General features: G+C 36.1%; 15 protein-coding genes. All 15 read right to left on the bottom strand.

Annotation, left to right across the window (positions count from 1 at the left end):
* Positions 1 to 39: 39 nt before the first annotated feature.
* The 15 genes from K5G00_RS22640 to hcp all read right to left on the bottom strand — a co-directional run bounded on the left by K5G00_RS22640 (position 40) and on the right by hcp (position 17,721).
* The gene (locus tag K5G00_RS22640; RefSeq protein ID WP_238768749.1) at positions 40 to 1,005 is read right to left on the bottom strand and encodes a hypothetical protein; all 966 of its coding nucleotides are present in this window, start codon (positions 1,003 to 1,005) and stop codon (positions 40 to 42) included.
* A 64-nt stretch (positions 1,006 to 1,069) separates the two neighbouring features.
* Entirely contained in the window at positions 1,070 to 2,167 is a 1,098-nt protein-coding gene (locus tag K5G00_RS22635) for a polysaccharide pyruvyl transferase family protein (protein WP_238768748.1), read from the bottom strand.
* 6 nt (positions 2,168 to 2,173) lie between these two features.
* Positions 2,174 to 3,733, bottom strand: coding sequence for an MATE family efflux transporter (locus K5G00_RS22630; RefSeq protein ID WP_238768747.1), 1,560 nt, complete (start codon positions 3,731 to 3,733; stop codon positions 2,174 to 2,176).
* A 22-nt stretch (positions 3,734 to 3,755) separates the two neighbouring features.
* Positions 3,756 to 4,697, bottom strand: a complete 942-nt coding sequence (locus K5G00_RS22625) for a glycosyltransferase family A protein (RefSeq protein WP_238768746.1) — start codon at positions 4,695 to 4,697, stop codon at positions 3,756 to 3,758.
* A 179-nt stretch (positions 4,698 to 4,876) separates the two neighbouring features.
* A complete protein-coding gene (locus tag K5G00_RS22620) occupies positions 4,877 to 6,373 on the bottom strand; it encodes a T9SS type A sorting domain-containing protein (RefSeq protein WP_238768745.1) in 1,497 nt (498 codons plus the stop codon).
* A 195-nt stretch (positions 6,374 to 6,568) separates the two neighbouring features.
* Positions 6,569 to 7,735 (bottom strand): class I SAM-dependent methyltransferase, encoded by a 1,167-nt coding sequence (locus tag K5G00_RS22615; protein WP_238768744.1) that lies wholly within the window; start codon positions 7,733 to 7,735, stop codon positions 6,569 to 6,571.
* A 65-nt stretch (positions 7,736 to 7,800) separates the two neighbouring features.
* The gene (locus tag K5G00_RS22610; protein ID WP_238768743.1) at positions 7,801 to 8,442 is read right to left on the bottom strand and encodes a PIG-L deacetylase family protein; all 642 of its coding nucleotides are present in this window, start codon (positions 8,440 to 8,442) and stop codon (positions 7,801 to 7,803) included.
* Positions 8,429 to 9,268, bottom strand: coding sequence for a sugar phosphate nucleotidyltransferase (locus K5G00_RS22605; RefSeq protein ID WP_238768742.1), 840 nt, complete (start codon positions 9,266 to 9,268; stop codon positions 8,429 to 8,431). Before K5G00_RS22605 ends, K5G00_RS22610 begins: the two co-directional genes overlap by 14 nt.
* Before the next feature lie 68 nt (positions 9,269 to 9,336).
* Positions 9,337 to 10,638, bottom strand: a complete 1,302-nt coding sequence (locus K5G00_RS22600) for a class I SAM-dependent methyltransferase (RefSeq protein WP_238768741.1) — start codon at positions 10,636 to 10,638, stop codon at positions 9,337 to 9,339.
* A gap of 102 nt (positions 10,639 to 10,740) precedes the next feature.
* Positions 10,741 to 11,985 carry an L-2-hydroxyglutarate oxidase gene (gene lhgO, locus K5G00_RS22595; RefSeq protein ID WP_238768740.1) on the bottom strand — a complete coding sequence of 415 codons (1,245 nt, stop codon included), beginning with the start codon at positions 11,983 to 11,985 and terminating at the stop codon, positions 10,741 to 10,743.
* 55 nt (positions 11,986 to 12,040) lie between these two features.
* Positions 12,041 to 13,117, bottom strand: a complete 1,077-nt coding sequence (locus K5G00_RS22590; protein ID WP_238768739.1) for an NAD-dependent epimerase/dehydratase family protein — start codon at positions 13,115 to 13,117, stop codon at positions 12,041 to 12,043.
* Between the two features lie 104 nt (positions 13,118 to 13,221).
* Positions 13,222 to 14,004: a glucose-1-phosphate cytidylyltransferase gene (gene rfbF / locus K5G00_RS22585; protein ID WP_238768737.1), complete on the bottom strand. Its 783-nt coding sequence runs from the start codon at positions 14,002 to 14,004 to the stop codon at positions 13,222 to 13,224.
* 132 nt (positions 14,005 to 14,136) lie between these two features.
* A complete protein-coding gene (locus K5G00_RS22580) occupies positions 14,137 to 14,742 on the bottom strand; it encodes a UpxY family transcription antiterminator (RefSeq protein ID WP_238768735.1) in 606 nt (201 codons plus the stop codon).
* Positions 14,743 to 14,822: 80 nt separating this feature from the next.
* On the bottom strand, positions 14,823 to 15,089 hold the full coding sequence (locus K5G00_RS22575) for a transposase (protein WP_158865557.1): 267 nt from the start codon (positions 15,087 to 15,089) through the stop codon (positions 14,823 to 14,825).
* Positions 15,090 to 16,059: 970 nt separating this feature from the next.
* A complete protein-coding gene (gene hcp, locus K5G00_RS22570) occupies positions 16,060 to 17,721 on the bottom strand; it encodes a hydroxylamine reductase (RefSeq protein WP_238768734.1) in 1,662 nt (553 codons plus the stop codon).
* Between the last annotated feature and the right edge of the window lie 56 nt (positions 17,722 to 17,777).

Raw genomic sequence — 17,777 nt, 5'->3', positions numbered from 1 at the left:
ATTAGTTACAAAGGCTTAACAAAATCAAACAACAGTATATTACCAATAACAAGCATTTTCTACAAGTTCGGCATTAGCAGGTTTCTCATCTTCTCCGGGTCTCACCCAATATTCATTAACCAAGCTTTCATATTTATAAACATGATGATAATTTTCTTCCCAGCGTTTCCCCCTTATTCCGAACAATAATTGCAAACTTCCTCCAATATGAAAACCTTTTTTCCCCGACCGTTTAACATGCGCTGCCAAAGGGAAACCATAAGCTCCGGCTCCAATCAGGCAAATATCGCAGTCAATCCGGTCTATTTGATCTTTCATAAAATCCAGTGCTTCAAACCAGTCACGAAAAGGTGTCTCATTACCAGCAATACTTTGAACTGCTTTTATCGTTTTCAGCTCAAAATCAGGCAGTAAATTGTTGTCAAATAAATTTTTTCTTTTTGAATATTGATTTTCAATCGTTTTTGCAAAGGGGTGAACAACGAGAACTTTTTTCCCTTCCAAAGCTCGTGTCCATGGTTTTGCAGCCCAATACGGATCGAGTGTTAAGAGATTTAGTTTCAGAACATGTTTCAATTCTTCGTCAAACTTTTTTTCACTTGGAAGCCAAGAACCTAGCGCATCGATGTATGAAATGTCGTCCATCATAAGTTTACAAAACTTTTCAATTTTATCCACTTCCGGAGGAAAAAATCCGGCTCCGGTATGCATCAACTGAATAATATTCTCATTCCACCACCACTCGATTGATTTTCCACGAATATACCTGAGCATATTTCTGTCGTTTTCAACAACTCCTCTGTAGTTTACCAAACAAGAAAGTTCATTCGCTCCAAACCGGGCAATCATCCGGGGTTTATCATCAGTCAAAAAATCATAAATAATATTGGCTGCCTTATCGTGGTCATTAAGCATATATTTGTCTACATCAATAATAGGCGTACCAAATACTTTTGCATGAACCCCTCGTAAAGTTTTTAAAATTGCCTGCACCGATTTACTCATAACTAATTTAAAATATCTGAATCAACGAATCAGCAAAAATCAATTAACTTTTAAACAGCAAACATTAATTAATGTTTGTTGAGAGAAACTGATAAGCTTCTTCTCTTCTTTTGTTTAAGGTTTTATTTATGGTGTCCCAATTGATTGGTTTTTCTATGATTTCCAGATAATTTTTGTCTCCAGCTAAAATCATTCTGTCAAGCAAAGAAAAATCGCTTAACAATGAATTAAATCTGGCAAGTCCGCGTTTTTCATTACCAATTATTAAAAACGGTTTATTAAAAATTATCGAAAATAAACAGCCGTGAAAAGAGTCGGTGACAACAAATCTGGCGTCGCGAAAACCTTTCAACCAGCTTTTTACTGAAGGCTTAAATCGGAAACCCAATTTTACAATATCTTTGTTTACTGCATAAGTTTTATAGTTCAACTTACTTGAAATTTCATTAACAATTGCCTGTTTTTGCTCAGTAAAATCAAGTAAGTAAACCAAACAATCGCCATTTGCATCTTTCTCCTCATCATATAAAAGATCGAAATATTTTTCTTTCGGGAGCAACATTACCGGATCAATGACATGAGTTGCTTTTATTCCAAGGTGATTTTCACACAATTGAACACCTGATTTTTCACGAACCGAAACAGCTTTAAAAGCTAGTATTTGTTTTTTTATTTGTTCGGTTTCTTCTTTATCGAATTGCCAGGAATCAAGTCCAAAGGAGGCTGCATAAGAAACTTTATTCGTACTTTTCCCCGCAAAATCAAGAAAAAAATTCATTTTCAATGCGCCATAAGCAATCTCTTTTCTCCAAACCTGATCGCTCCCTACAATAATGGTCGAAAAATTATATCTTTTCAAATCCTTAAAGTCAGAAATAGTGCGTATTCTCCTGGTCTTTGGATTTACATATTTATCGAAGAACTGGAAAGGATAATGAGCTTTTGCCTTCCTTACTAATGTTTTTCCAGTTAAAAACTTTGCCAGGTCCTTAACTATCTGGACCAGTTTATTTTTTTCGGGAAAATCTCGGTAAATATGAATCGCATTATAATCCTTTTCTTTTAAGTAGGTCTGTAAAGCATAGGTTTGAAGTATACCTCCATAGTTACTGTTAAATGGCAAAGTCAGAATCCCAACGTTAATTTTCTTTTTCTTATCCATCTGATCTTACGACTTAATTTGACTTAACTTTAATTTTTTAAAATACTTGTCAGATATTTTCCGAATAATCGACTTAATTAAATCTTTTTCAATGGAATTAAGCGAAATAAACCAAAGTGAAAATAGAAAAGCACTACTTGAAAGAACGAGTACAAGCATAAGTCTTAAAAATCCGCTTTCCATAAAAAATAAAGGTAAAGCACCTAATGCAGATGTTATTACAAATAAATACCCTGAGGGCAGAACCACCTGCTTGTTGTAATCTCTTATGGACAATCCGAAATTTCGTTTTGCATAAAATAGTACAATAAAAACTCCTCCCACGCTCCAACACGCAATCCACAAAATATACATGGTAGGAGGGGAAAAACCTAAAGAAAAAAACAGAATGGCCAGGGGAAGCGGTAAAACGTAGGAAATGCTTCGAACAATAGAAAAATTCTTAATTCTTCCTTCAGCTCCTATTCCTGTCTGAACCACAACAATGAGCTGCAATATCAGATTTCGAATCAACTCCAAACGACAAAAAATAATTGCCCATTCCGGCACGTCCTTTAACCAAACCTCCAAGATATAGGGAGTTTCCAGTAAAAAAGGAACCGCAAAGAAAGAAAGCAGAATAAATGAAAACTTTGATCCTGTCATTGTAATATTAATCATCTGTTTTCGATTTTTACTCCCTTCGCTTTTCACCAAAGCCGGATTCAAAGCCTTCAACATTGTTGTTGAAAAAGCCATTAACTGTCCCGATATCTGATTTGCAATACCCTGAGCAGCATTTGCAATGGTTCCAAAAAAAGAATTTAAGGCAATTGACATTCCCTGCATTGTAACTAAGCTTGTTGCACTATTGAGAAAGCTCCATCCGGCAAACGATGTCATTTCTTTAAAAAGACTTTTATTATAATACTTTCTAATTTTGATGCTGACTTCGCTATATTTCCTATGGCAATAGACTCTCGTAATCAGTAGTAAAAAGATGGCCAATGAGGCCATAAGAAAGCCATATGAAGCAAGTTTGTCATTATCTGCATAAGTCACATAAAAAGCTATTCCCAATTTTGAGAGGGATTCTATGATTCCTAAAATTGCAACGAATAACATATTTTCATGGGCATTCACTACTGCGTTATACGGAACCGTTATAACATTAACAAAAGTACTTACAATCAAAAACTGATAAATAAGCTTTGCGACATCCATCCGGGCAGAGTCAATATTAAGGACTCCGTTAAACAATATCTTCCCAGCAATTTCAAGTATTATTACGATTAAAAAGCCAATAATTATATGTAATACAACACTTACATTAAAAATGCTTCTTTGCTTATCTTCATCTCCTTCTCCCTGTGCGTATGACATAAAACGCTGGGTGGCGGAAGTCATCGCAGAGTTAAAAAAAGTGAGCATTGAAATAGCTCCTCCAATGACATTAAAAATCCCATAGTCATCAGCACCCAGTGCTGCCAAAATGAGTCGTGTTGAATAAAGCGAAATAAATACAGTTATCATCATTTTTCCGTAAAGGATTCCTGTATTTAATGCCACTCTATTTGCTGCCTGCATAACTATCTTTCTTAATGGAGATTTAAGCTATCAACCCTAATTTCAACAACGACTTAAAAGCCAGATTGAAAGGCTTTTGAGGAGCGGCAAAAATTGTCTTTACCAAATGGTCATCGTCTAACTTTTCTTTGAGATAGATATGATATTTTGTCCCTCCTTTTATCAATTCTTCTATTTCTTTCTTTGACGCAAGTGATTTTAAGTGCATTAGTTCCCAGAAGGCATTCTTTTGTGCTCGTTTCTGTAATTTCTTATTAGCGGCTTTTCCAAGCAAAATCTTGTCGTAAATATAGGGCAATGTAAACCTGTAAATCATCGAATTTACTTTGGTATCCTGCATATCATGATCACGAAAATAGTAAAGCCGCCGTGAATCTCCATAAAAAGAATATTTATCGGCCACAGAATAGATCCACTCCCAGTCATAACTTCCAATATTTCCTGCAATTTCTTCGTATTTAAAAGCTTTCGTATTTCGTATTGAACTTGCGACATAAGGAAATCCCAACTTATATTTTATACCGTATTCAATAACTTTTTCACCGCTCTTCATGTATCCGAAAGGAAGCGTATGTTTGTGCGGTAATTCGCCTTTGGGTGTATCCCTGACAAAATCAGAATAAAAAATATCAATATCAGGGTGTTTGGTAACTGCGTCAACAAAAGCTTCAACATAATTTGGCGCCAGCCTGTCATCATCCTGAAGATTGAGTGTATATTCTGTTTGAGAAAGTTGGTAGCCTTTCGAAAAATTACCAGCCATTCCTATATTCTTTTCATTTCGATAGTATGTTACACCTTTTTGCTTACATACTTTTTCAAAGAAATCGTGAGATGAACAGTTGTCCATCACAATTACCTTACACCTAACTGTTTGATTTAATGCACTATCCAACGCCTTTTCAAAAAACTCCTTTCTTTCGTATACGGGCATTGCTATGGTTAACAAATCGGTAAAACTCATAATTTAATTTTTGCATTTTTGTTATAAGGCGATTCATATTTCCGAATAAACCTTAACTAATTTGGAGGAAAACAGGAAGTAAGAACGTCAACTTTTATATTGACATTCCTACTTATCCTGTCAGTTAACTTAATCTAATAAGTAAAAGTGATAGCATGCAATTATGCATCAAATCTTACTTATTTAATCTGTACCTTCATACTTTCTCTGCTCATTCCGTTTTGCAATGTTATTACATAAAGACCTTCTTTTAATTGGCCGCTGCTAAATGTGAAACTCACAGGTACACCTTTTACAACACTTTGATTAAATAATGTAAGTGTTTTTTGTCCCAATGAATTAAACACATCAACTGTTGCATTTCCGTCAAAAACAGGGTTAAAAGACAATGTTGCGTGTCCTCTTATAGGATTTGGATATACCGATAATTCATTAATTTCCAATGAATTATCCAAAACAGCTGATTTTTCTGACTCAGAATCATCACCGCAGTGTACTGGCCCAAGCTCTCCATTGTTGTAATCATCAAGCAATTCTCCTAAGGTTATAAACTGATCTCTTAGCGCGTCTCCTCCCTCAAGTGCAACAATATCCGCAGGGGAATATGTGTTAAACAAACTCGAGGCATCAACAATTGCAGTTACAATCTGAGAAGAAGCATACGAACCGTTTAAAACGTTCAACTCGGCAGCCATATACTGATGAGCAAGGATATAATACGCATTCCCTCTAGGCTGTGTATCAAATACTTCAAGCCATGTTTGCCCCGACAAGAAAAATACAGTAGCAGGACCGGAAGGTAGTAGCTCCCATGTGCTATCATATTTCTTTTTTGAAGGATCGGCATGTGTTTTCCAATACCCTTGTGTTAGGTTACATCCTTGGTCATACGAAGTTGCCAAAACGACAGCACTGGTAAGAAAAGAATCTCCTTCTTTTGAGTCGCCGAGGTTCCTATTAGGAGAATAAATAGAAACAGAAACTTCAGTAACATCACCTGGCACATCAGCAACTGTTACGGTTTCAATGTGCAGTCTTTCACCCATATTATTATCATCAAATTCAGCGTGTGCTGACACCGCCCCGGCAGTAACGTCGATTATCGAATAACGCCCGTCGGCATTTACATCAGAAAATGGTACTGACACAACAACATTACGGGAGCTGTACGAATATGGAATGGTAAAATTGTAAACCACTGGATCTCCAGAACCATTTTGATACAAAAATGCGCGATCGCCTTTTGCTTCACTGTAGGTACCAGCACCGCCAGTACGATAAACATAGGCGGTAAAAGATACAATGTATGCTTCCTGCCCAACATTGTTTAAAGTTATACCTCCAGCGTCAACTGTGTTAAAAGTAGCGGTATAATGCCCCCATTTTTGTTCAGGAATAGGAACTGTTTTTTGCACAACAGCTTCAATGAATACTGATGGTGCGGGAGTTTCATCGCTATCATAAAATTGTACATCAGTTGGCTCAGGTTCTCCCCTATATGTCCTGAAAACACCTGCAGCTTCAACCACAACATGATCGACTGACCCGGGATCGGGTATGTACAAAATGGGGGAACTTACATCTTTAACTCCAATACCAATAAGCTCAACAACCTGTGCGTGAGAAAATTGAACCAAGCCAAAGGACAAAAATAATAGAGATAAAAATTTCTTCATTGTAGTAATTTTTAATTTAACAGAAATTAGTCTTAGCAAGATAGATCTAGTAACGAACCAACTCATTACTATTGAGAACTTTAAGTCAAAGCTGTCCACTTTGCTTTTTACATTTTGAAATCACGATGATTTCGTTTTTTTATTAATAGATGTGTGGATTTCATTAAATTCCAACAATTTGGTTGTGCTGAAAAACTACAAACAAATTAATTGCGGTGATAACCCCATTTCTGAAAGAGACTTTGAAATTTCATTTTCATAAATTCCGTTCATTATGATTACCGTGTCGGGAACATACTCTTTCAGAAACTCAGGATTTTTATATTGTATACCTATTCCCGGAATAAAATTGTCTTGTATATGGGGGTTTATATCAACTACATGCTCAATTACATTAAGTTTATTAAAATGTGTCAGGAAACCAACTGCTTTGGATCCTCCACCCCATATGACGACTTTCTTTCCCTCATTCTTTTGCATAAGAAGTCTTTTTTCCCACTCTTCAAGTTGATTATTGATGTTGACAACAAACTGATCAACATATTGTTTCAATTCGTGCACAGCCTCTTCTTTCGAATGCATATTACCGACAATCTTTTCATTTGACGGTTTTGCTTCAATAAAAAGATACTGGTCATCGTATTCGACATAAATATCAATTATTTCGAATCCGTTGAGTCTAAAAAGTCTGCCCAGTGATCCAGCACTGAAATATGAGCAGTGTTCGTAAAAAATATCCCAAAAGGCATTTATTTTTAATATTCGAACAATACTTGGCACTTCAAAAAGGACAGTAACTTCTTTATTATTCTTAATAGAACTTCTTATTGTACTTAGAAAATTACCCGTATCATGAATGTGCTCAAGAGTATGCCTGCAAACAATAACATCGGCGGGCAGGTCTCCGTGCTTTTCAGAATAGAACTCTTTAATAAATCTGATATTCGGATTAGGCTCCGACCTACCGGGGACATATGCAGGATCAATTCCTATCCCTCTGTTGTTCCCGAGTTTACAAATTAAGTTTAAAAAGTCTCCTTTCCCGCAGCCTACTTCTATAACATCTTTATCATAGATATCATATTTATCTATAAACCTTTGTGTAAAATCATTGATAAACTTCGTAAAGGTTGGTGAAAACCCCTGCTGATCCTCATATCCTTTTGTATAATGATCGATGGTAGTGTCGAATGTACTGTTAAATACAAAACCACAATTTTTACAAAACGCAAGAGTAATATCCTTTTTAGGAATTGCTACAGCTTCTTCTAAAGATTTTATTGTAACAATACTCTGAACGGGGGCATCTTTAATCAAATAAAAATTTTCTGCCTCATTGCTATGGCAGTTTAAACATTTCATAGGCATTTAAGAATAATGATTAAAATTTCTACTATAAGTAAATCTTAATGTTTTTGTTTTGATCCTTAAAAAACAATTTTCCGAGCATAGAAAGCCTCAGCGAATTGAGTTGCTGATTCCATTCCCCGAAGACGAGGTAATGCAGAAAAAACATCTTCATTAAACCAATGTTTTGAGTGCTGAGAAACAAAGCTCTTCATTAAAATCCCATTCCTTTTGTCTAATAAGTCCTTATCAACTTCAACAAAAAAGTTAGGATTTCCGACATCGCCGTCATATTTTGGTATTTCATATTCAAGAACCATATTGTTTCTCCATGTATTCCATGTCAAATCACTAATTAATCGATGATCCTGATGTCTGTCATTTCGATAATGAGTAAAAATAATATCGGGATTAATCTCTTTTCTTAATCTTTCAAAATATTCTTTTATCTCCGCTGCATAAAAAGGTAAAAAACCATCGCGATAAGATTCTATCGAAATTTTCTTTTCTGAGATATGTTTTAAAAACTGATTGGCACTATTTGTTGCCTCCTTCTTTCTGATTTCATTGGATGTAAAAACAACCCAATTTACATTCTCAATTTTATAGTCTCTAAAAATTTTTAACAGCGAACAACCAGCGCCAATCTCAATATCGTCACAATGTGCTCCCAAACTAAGAATACTTAGAGAAGTGTCTTTTTTAAAACTAATTGGGACCATGTTCCAAAGGTGTTACTTCATTTATCTGGCGGCCAAATCTCTCTTCTGTTTTTCGCCAAACCTCCCAGGGAGCTGGCCCGCTGGCATAAATATCATCAAGTAGTTTTTTATCTTTGAATGTATCCATACTTGCCCAAAAACCTTTATGCTCCCAGGAAACCAGTTGCTTCTTTTGGATCATTCTTTTAAATGGCTCTTCCACGAGATCTTCTCCGTAATTTATATTGTCAAAAATTTCTTTTCTGAATATAAAATAACCGGTATTCAAATGAAGACCTGAGTTCCCAATCGGACTTATTTCATCCACTGTTCCGTCCTTGCGTCTTTTAACCACATGAAAACTTTGGCTTGGCTGATAAACCATAAAAGCAGCTGTTTTCCCCTTTTTCTTTGAAAACCAGTTAATCATATCGAGAAGATTAAGATCGGTCAGACCATCGCTGTAGTTTGCAAGAAACATTTCCTCATCCTTCAAATATTCACGAACCTTCATCAGCCGCATACCGATATTTGCGCTTTGGCCTGTATCTACAAATGTTATTTTCCAATTACTTATATCTGAATTTATCAACTCTATACTCTTTCCTCCGTTGGCATAAACAAAGTCATTCGATACAGTTTCGTCATAATTGATAAAATAATTTTTAATAACATCTGCTTTATATCCCAGACACAATATAAACTCGTTGTGTCCGAAAGATGAGTAATATTTCATTACTTCCCACAAAATTGGACGATATCCAATGTTGACCATTGGCTTAGGAATTGTTTCGGAATATTCCCTCAACCGAATTCCCTGGCCTCCACAGAATAATACGACTTTCATAACATACTGTATTTTAAGGAATTAAACATCTAAATGTGATTTATGAATTTTAAAACCAGCAAATGCAATTAGTCCAATACTTTCAACTCCGGAATTGGTACTACGAACTTGCCTCCCCAACTCTTTACATAGCTGTGTTGCGCCATTATTTCTTCCTTCAAATTCCAGGGAAGAATAAGAATATAGTCGGGTTGGGTCTCTTTAATTTTTTCAGGATGTAAAATCGGGATATGAGTTCCGGGTAAAAAGTTATCCTGTTTGTGGGGGCTCATATCCACAGTGAAATCAATAAAGTCTGTTCGAACACCACAATAATTTAATAACGTATTTCCCTTCCCGGGCGCACCGTAGCCGGCTACCGTTTTACCTTCACGTTTTACCTCAATTAAAAAATCGAGTAATTTCCGTTTGGTTTCTTTCACTCTTTCTTCAAATAGCGAATAATATTCAAGAGTTTCAAAACCAAGGTCTTTTTCGCGTTGCAACAATTCTGTTACCCTGGTAGTAACTTCTTTACTGTCATCATCGGAGTGTTTGCCAAAGATACGGATTGAACCGCCATGAGTAGATAATTCCTCAACATCAAACAGGGTTATTCCATGATGTGCAAAAATTCTGTTTACTGCAACAAATGAGAGATAGGAAAAATGTTCGTGATAAATGGTATCGAACTGATTCCCTTCTATAAGTCGCTGTAAATGTGGAAATTCCATTGTAATTACACCTTTGGCAGCGAGCATTACTTTCATTCCTTTTACAAAATCATTAATATCGGGAACATGCGCAAGTACATTATTCCCAAGCAGTAAATCTGCCTTTGCATATTTTCCCGATAACTTTGTCGCTGTTTCAGTGCCAAAGAATTCCACTTCTGTGCGAACACCTTTTTCTCTGGCGGCTTCAGCGACATTACCAGCAGGATCAATACCCAAAACAGGGATGCCGGCTTTATTAAACCACTGTAACAAATAACCATCGTTGCTTGCTATCTCTACCACCAGGCTGTTGGAACTAAATCCAAAGCGCTCGATCATCATTTCGGAATACTTCCTGGCGTGTCCAAGCCAACTGCTTGAGTAAGAGGAAAAATACGCGTACTCATCAGCAAAAATTTCAGTGGGAGTAGCAAATTCTTCAAGTTGCATCAACCAACAATTATGACAGATATATGCATGCAACGGATAAAACTTCTCCATATCATTGGCATTTTCCGGCTTAACATGTTTTTGGCAAAGTGGCGACATTCCCAAATCAACCACACTGTATTCCAACTCGTTGTTGCAGAACCTGCATTTACTTCCCGATTTTTGTCTTTTCAGAGGAGCAACCATTACCCCCTCTGTTTTTATAAATGAACTGTTATTTCCCATTTGTGTATTTTTTAGACTTTTTAGTAATCATTTTTTGCTTTCAACTTTTTACGGCTAAAGCATTTTTATAATTTTTGTTTTTAAATCATGATTCGACCAACTTTAAACGCGAAGTTTTTCCTGGAAGTAACCCAAAGAAGTCTTGTTTTGAATTTTCGTTGATACCCTCTTTGCAATCGTTTCACCAATTGCCAACGATGCTGTTGCAGCAGGCGAGGGAGCGTTTAATACATTTAATACATATTGATCCTCATCAATCAAAAAGTCGTCAACCAAGCCACCGTTACGATTACATGCCTGTGCCCTGACTCCAGCTCCTCCGGTTTTTAAATCATCAGATTGAACTTCCGGGACCAGACGTTGCAAAGCTCTAACCAGTGCGGCTTTGCTATAAGAGCGATAAAATTCACCCATTCCCATTTTCCAGTATTGTTTCATTACTTTTCTGAAACCTGGCCAAACCAATGATTCCATAAATTCATCGTACTTAAAAGAACTTTTATGGTACCCCTCACGTTTAAAGGCCCAAACAGCGTTAGGACCGGCTTCAATTCCTCCATGAATCATTCGGGTGAAATGCACACCCAAAAATGGAAATTTTGGATCCGGAACCGGATAAATTAGATTCTTTACCAGATAACTCTTTTCTTCTGTTAACTCGGTATATTCGCCCCTAAACGGAATAATCCTTATATCAAGGTTCTTTTGAGTCATCGCGGCAACTTTATCACTATACAAACCGGCTGTGTTCACCAAAAGTTTTGAAGAGAAATGCTTTTCCGGTGTAAATACGTTTACCTCACCTTTATCGATTTTAATATTGGTTACCTTGCTGTTTAACGCAATCTCCCCACCAAATCGTTGGGTGAAAATCTCGGCATACTTACTGCTCACTTCTTTATAATCGATTATTCCGGTATAAGGAACGTGAATTGCCGCAATTCCTGTCGCATGAGGCTCATACTCTCTGATTTGCTCTCCGCTTATCTTTTTGATTTTGTCCAGGCCATTTTCCTTGCCCCTTTGAAAAAGATTCTCCAGACGAAGAAGCTCCTCTTTTCCTGTTGCAACGATCAGCTTTCCACATAAATCATACTTTACATTCTCTCTGTCACAAAAATCAAGAAGCTGTTGATAGCCATTTCTGCAGTTCAATGCTTTTAAACTTCCGGGTTTATAATAAACACCGGCGTGTATAACACCACTGTTATTTCCTGTCTGATGGCGCGCAATTTTATCTTCCTTTTCCAGGATAATAATTTTTAGGTCAGGATATTCTTCCTTCAATTTTAACCCGGTAGCAAGTCCAACAATACCTCCACCAATAATTGTTATATCGTATTTCATAGGATTAATAAGAATGGATTTGGAAATCTCTTTGTGGAACTTTAAATACTAAATTCTAATATTGTTCTGATAGCGTTGGTATATTTTGCCATTTCCAGCTTAAATTGTCGTCAAGAAAGCTTTCAGTTTGAAGTTTGTTCAAAACTTTTAAACGAATAAATGAAGACTCTCTAAAATCAGGATCGTTAAAGCCCATCGTATTTAAATTCTCGTATAAACTACGTATACTTGTTTCCAGATCAAAAATGGGCTGGTGATTTGGTGCAAGTTTTTTAAACAGATCAAAATTTACTTTGTATGAGCGTTTATCCGGCGGAGCATCCTGGTTTATCGTAACCTTACAACCTTCAACTACTTCCGCTACAGCCTCGGCCAATTCTTTTACCTGGTAGTTCCATGAGTTGGTCCCGGCGTTAACAGCTAAAAATTCACCTCCGTTATCAGCGTCTCTTGTAACGGCCCAATCAATTGCTCTTGCCATATCAAGCACATTTATTAGAGGACGCCAGGGTGTTCCGTCACTTAAAATATCAATTCGTTTTGAAGAAACTGCCCCTGCAACAAAATCATTTAGTACTAAATCAAGACGCAGCCGGTTGCTAAAACCACAGGCTGTTGCAAAGCGCAAACAAGTAACCGTAAATCCGTCGTCGGCAATTTTAAGAAGATCTTCCTCTGCCGCAATTTTAGATCGGGCATATGCCGTTAAAGGATTTAAAGTATCTGATTCCACTTTTGCACTTCCTTCGGCAGCTCCGTACACACTGCAACTGGATGCGAAAACAAACGAGCTGACACCTTTTTCTTTTCCAATTTTCGCCATACGGATGGCCGATCGATAATTCACATCCATGGTAACCTCTTCAAATTTGTTTCCCATTGGATCATTTGAAATAGCCGCTAAATAAACGATGGAATCTATATCATTCAGAATTTCGGGATCAAAATATCTTACGTCGCCAAAAATTTGTTTATCCAACTTTCTTTCTGGTAAAAAGGGAGGGTTGGTTAAACAATGAGCAAAAAAAGCGATGTCAAAACCAATTAATTCTGCATGAGGATAAGTTTCGCGCAGCTGACTCACTACGCCTGGGCCTACATAACCCATGTTACCGGTAATTAATATTTTCATAATTCTATTTTTTGGGATTTAAAAAAATTATTTGGGATTATAATATGATTTTAGCTAAAGATAATTGTGAAATTTTCGATTTTCATTCAGCATAAATGCTGTATTCACCAAACCTTCCACGGTGCTTTCCCTGCTTCCCACAAACCTTCCAAAACATTTTTATCTCTTAATGTATCCATTGGCTGCCAAAAGCTATCGTGTTTATAAGCAAACAGGTTGCCACCTTCTGCAAGTTTTTCCAAAGGCCCTTTTTCAAAAACAGTGGAATCGCCATCAATATAGTCCATTACACCCGGTTCAAGAACAAAAAATCCTCCGTTTATCCATGCTGTCCCATCTTCATCTCCTTTGGGTTTTTCTTTAAAATAATTGATTTGCGTTTCTCCACCATGGAGTGTAAAAACGCCAAATCTTCCGTGTTGTCTCACAGATGTGAGAGTCGCCAGTTTCCCGTGATTTTTGTGAAACATGATCAACTCGTCGATGTTAACATCACTTACTCCATCACCATAGGTTAAACAAAACGTTTCATCTCCAATATAATCTTTCACTCTTTTCAAACGTCCCCCTGTCATTGTGTTCTCGCCTGTATCAACGAGTGTCACATTCCATGGCTCGGAATTCATATTGTGAACTTTCATATTGTTGTTTTTCATGTCGAAAGTTACGTCGGAACTATGTAGAAAATAGTTTGAGAAATATTCTTTAATGATGTAGCCTTTGTAACCACAACAAATTATAAAATCGTTGATCCCATAATGTGAATATATCTTCATGATATGCCATAAAATGGGTTTGTCTCCGATCTCTACCATTGGTTTTGGACGGACACCTGTCTCTTCGCTGATTCGGGTACCGAACCCGCCAGCCAATATTACTGCTTTCATAAAATTATTTGATTTTAATAAAATATTCTTTGGGGGAGAGAAGAAAATTTCCTGATTAGGGAAATTACTTCATACAACGAAATTCAAAAACTTTATTTTACAAACCAGTTTTGAATTTGATTATATAACTGATTATTGAACAGATATATTATTAAACTTTCTTTTTGTTGAAACCTGAGAATGATATTGGTATCCGCCTTCTTCTTCATCGGTGCCAGATTCAGGTTCAAGTATTTTAACTTCGTCTTTAGAGATATTCGCATGTAAACCGAGTCCCATCGTTTCGATACGAATCAAGATTCTGTACTGTCCGGAGATTTCCACAATCTCTCCTTTCAAACCTTTAAGAGGCCCGACCAATACTTCTGCCTTATATCCTGGCCTTAATTTTTCTTTTGACACTGTGATGTCAATATTATCTTGCCTTACCAATGTCTTGATATTATTTATTTGGTAATCAGGTATTGATTGGGGTTTTCCTCCAAAACTAATATAACATACCACCCCAGGTAAAGAAAGAACATCAAAAAATTCTTTATAACTAACCCTCACGAATAAATAACATCGAAACAATGGTTCTTCAATCCATTTTTTTCTGTCACTCCACTGTCTAAGAGATTTCCGAAGCGGCAAATAGCTCTCAATTTTTTGTTCCTGCAGGTTTTTGTAGATTTTCTTTTCGCTGTTTACTTTAGTATATATAGCATACCAAGCATATTCAGGTTTTTTAAGAATCATAACTACCTTATTTTTTATTTCTTTCTAACAACACAATTATCAAGGACAAATAACTCAGGATATTGTTTATATAATTAATGTCAATCCCTCTTTTTCAGCTGTGCCTTTAACGATTCATTTTCTAAACTAATTTCAGCAAACATTCGCTTCAAGCGCTCGTTGTCTTCTTTCAGTTTATTTAGTTTCAAAATGTCGTTGGATGAAATACGACCGTACTTTGCCCGCCAGTTATAAAATGTTGCCTGGCTAATCCCATGTTCTTCAATAATATCTTGAACAGAGGCTCCTTCTTCATACTGCTGAAGAATCTTGTGAATTTCAAATTCAGAGAATCTACGTCTAATCATTTTTCAATTTTTTTTATAGTTACAACTGTATAAATAGATAACTGAAACATACTCATTCAGTTTAGTTTATAACAACCGTATGTGTATGGTAGCTTACAATTAATTCTAATATTAACTTACTTGAATGCAGTAAATCATAACAATACTTCGCCCTTTACATAATCATTTGAACATGATCACGCTTTTCTTGAGGATTATCACAACTTAAAATATTGGGATTTTATGGGAGCTTAGGTTGGATCTTAATTGGAATAGGTTGGCTTTTTTTTATCCTTATTAATACAATTCTAAAAAATTTTAGAATCTATAAATTATTATAATAAATCGTGCTTACAATTCTAAAATTTTCTGATTTCACTTTTTTCTCTTTATTTCCTTTAAACATTTTATTTCAAAACAGAGGTATCCCTACAGTCACTCACATTTTTGTAACACTTTCGATTATTTAACTGCCAAATTTTTAGTTCACGAAAAAAAGTTACGAATAAAAAATATACCGGACAAAAAAAAATGTGCACCTATTTAACTATAAAATTCTAATTTATAACTATTTATTCTAAAAAAAACACATTTAAGTATTTATATACAACGAGTTAAAAATATTCTTCTTTTAATTTAGAATAAATAAAAAATATATACTTAGTCTTGTTTTGGGACATTTTTTCCAACAAACGGACAGCGTTATCCCTGTAAATTACAAAAAAAACACTCCTGTTATAGACTTAACACCCATCACTCTTCAAATAGGTAAACATATTGACTTTAATACACAAATCGAAGTGAACCAATATTGTAATAAATTCATAATCAGAAAAGTGGTACCCGTTCAAAAACAGATACCACTTATAAAACCAAATGTCATAAATAAAATTCAAATGAATACAACAGAGCTATCTTTCTGCTTTAGTGTATTTGTAAATTAAACTATTCTCTCCGTCCTAACAAAACATTAACTTACGATAAAATTCTACTATGATACACTGGTTTCTAAAAACATTTCTAAATCCCGTTCAACTTCCGTGATTCCACCAATACCAAAATTTTCAATCAAAACATTTGCTACATTTGGCGAAAGGAATGCGGGCAGTGTTGGTCCAAGGTGAATATTCTTTACACCCAACGACAGCAGAGCCAACAATACGATCACTGCCTTTTGCTCGTACCATGCAATATTATATGCAATTGGGAGATCATTTATATCATTTAATTCAAATACCTCTTTCAATTTCAGAGCAATTACAGCCAATGAATAAGAATCGTTACATTGTCCAGCATCAATTACCCGAGGGATTCCGCCGATATCTCCAAGTGGTAGTTTGTTATAACGATACTTTGCACATCCCGCCGTAAGAATCACGGTGTCAGCAGGTAACTGTTCTGCAAACTGCGTGTAATAATCCCGGCTTTTTATCCGCCCGTCGCAGCCAGCCATCACAAAGAATTTTCTAATCGCTCCTGATTTTACAGCGTCTACAATTTTATCGGCCAATGCAAAAACCTGGGCATGTGCAAAACCTCCTGTAATTTCGCCACTCTCAATTTGTTCAGGTGTTTCACATCTTTTAGCATGTTCAATAATTTTGCTAAAATCCTTCGTTTTCCCGTCTTTCCGATCTGCAATGTGAATAGCGCCTTCGAGCCCTGACGCCCCGGTTGTATAAATCCGCTCAGTATAACCCGCATTACTTTTAGGAGGAACAATACAATTTGTAGTAAATAATATTGGTCCGTTAAAACGTTCAAATTCTTCAGTTTGTTTCCACCAGGCATTTCCATAGTTTCCCACTAAATGGTCATATTTTTTGAAAGCAGGGTAATAATGTGCAGGCAGCATCTCGCTGTGTGTATAAACATCCACTCCTGTTCCTTCTGTTTGCTGAAGAAGATCTTCCATATCTTTCAAATCGTGCCCGGAAATTAAAATAGCAGGATTATTCCGAACACCAATATTTACTTTTGTTGCTTCTGGGTTTCCGTATGTTTCAGTATTTGCAGCGTCCAGCAAGGCCATAACCTCGACACCGTATTTTCCGGTTTCAAGTGTAAGTGTGACCAACTCGTCAACAGCCAAATCTTCGGTTGTTGCAACCAACGCTCGTTGCATAAAAGCAAAGATGTCATCATTACTTTTACCCAGGTTCCAGGCATGTTCTGCATAAGCGGCCAAACCTTTCACTCCATATATAACCAATTCCCGTAACGAACGAATATCTTCATTTTCTGTACTCAAAATTCCAACTTCTTTCGCTTTATATTCAAATTCTTCCACTGTTGAGCCATTCCAGGCGGCAAAATCAGGAAGACTTTTAGGAAGTTGAATATTGGCAGCCAGACAACGCGAATGTAATTCGCTACGCAGTTGCAAAGCTTTTATTATTCTTTTACTGAAACTCTCTTTATCAAAATTCGCATTGGTTATCGTACTAAAAAGACCGTCAAAAACAAACTTGTCGACTTTTGCCAGATTTAATTTTTGCACTCTCAACTTTTCATTGTACCAACTTATTCCCTTTAGAACAAACAATAAAGTATCCTGTAAATTGGCAACATCACTGGTTTTCCCGCAAACTCCCTTAATTGTACAACCAATGCCTTTAGCTGCTTCCTGGCATTGAAAACAAAACATACTCATTTTTATAGTTTTTATTGATTTTTAAAATCTAAGTGTAAAGTTCCTCAACTCTTTTT

It is taken from the genome of Maribellus maritimus (assembly GCF_022267315.1).
Taxonomy (GTDB): Bacteria; Bacteroidota; Bacteroidia; order Bacteroidales; family Prolixibacteraceae; genus Draconibacterium; species Draconibacterium maritimum.
The sequence above is the reverse complement of the archived record's forward strand: the minus strand, read 5'-3'. Positions and strand labels throughout refer to the sequence as shown.

Bases quoted from the DNA above. Each gene is read 5' to 3' on its own strand.
- lhgO (WP_238768740.1), bottom strand. From the start codon at position 11,985: ATGAAATACGATATAACAATTATTGGTGGAGGTATTGTTGGACTTGCT.
- K5G00_RS22575 (WP_158865557.1), bottom strand. From the start codon at position 15,089: ATGATTAGACGTAGATTCTCTGAATTTGAAATTCACAAGATTCTTCAG.
- K5G00_RS22625 (WP_238768746.1), bottom strand. From the start codon at position 4,697: ATGAGTTTTACCGATTTGTTAACCATAGCAATGCCCGTATACGAAAGA.
- rfbF (WP_238768737.1), bottom strand. From the start codon at position 14,004: ATGAAAGCAGTAATATTGGCTGGCGGGTTCGGTACCCGAATCAGCGAA.
- K5G00_RS22600 (WP_238768741.1), bottom strand. From the start codon at position 10,638: ATGGGAAATAACAGTTCATTTATAAAAACAGAGGGGGTAATGGTTGCT.
- K5G00_RS22615 (WP_238768744.1), bottom strand. From the start codon at position 7,735: ATGAAATGTTTAAACTGCCATAGCAATGAGGCAGAAAATTTTTATTTG.
- K5G00_RS22605 (WP_238768742.1), bottom strand. From the start codon at position 9,268: ATGAAAGTCGTATTATTCTGTGGAGGCCAGGGAATTCGGTTGAGGGAA.
- K5G00_RS22640 (WP_238768749.1), bottom strand. From the start codon at position 1,005: ATGAGTAAATCGGTGCAGGCAATTTTAAAAACTTTACGAGGGGTTCAT.
- K5G00_RS22620 (WP_238768745.1), bottom strand. From the start codon at position 6,373: ATGAAGAAATTTTTATCTCTATTATTTTTGTCCTTTGGCTTGGTTCAA.
- K5G00_RS22635 (WP_238768748.1), bottom strand. From the start codon at position 2,167: ATGGATAAGAAAAAGAAAATTAACGTTGGGATTCTGACTTTGCCATTT.
- K5G00_RS22590 (WP_238768739.1), bottom strand. From the start codon at position 13,117: ATGAAAATATTAATTACCGGTAACATGGGTTATGTAGGCCCAGGCGTA.
- hcp (WP_238768734.1), bottom strand. From the start codon at position 17,721: ATGAGTATGTTTTGTTTTCAATGCCAGGAAGCAGCTAAAGGCATTGGT.
- K5G00_RS22630 (WP_238768747.1), bottom strand. From the start codon at position 3,733: ATGCAGGCAGCAAATAGAGTGGCATTAAATACAGGAATCCTTTACGGA.
- K5G00_RS22580 (WP_238768735.1), bottom strand. From the start codon at position 14,742: ATGATTCTTAAAAAACCTGAATATGCTTGGTATGCTATATATACTAAA.
- K5G00_RS22610 (WP_238768743.1), bottom strand. From the start codon at position 8,442: ATGGTCCCAATTAGTTTTAAAAAAGACACTTCTCTAAGTATTCTTAGT.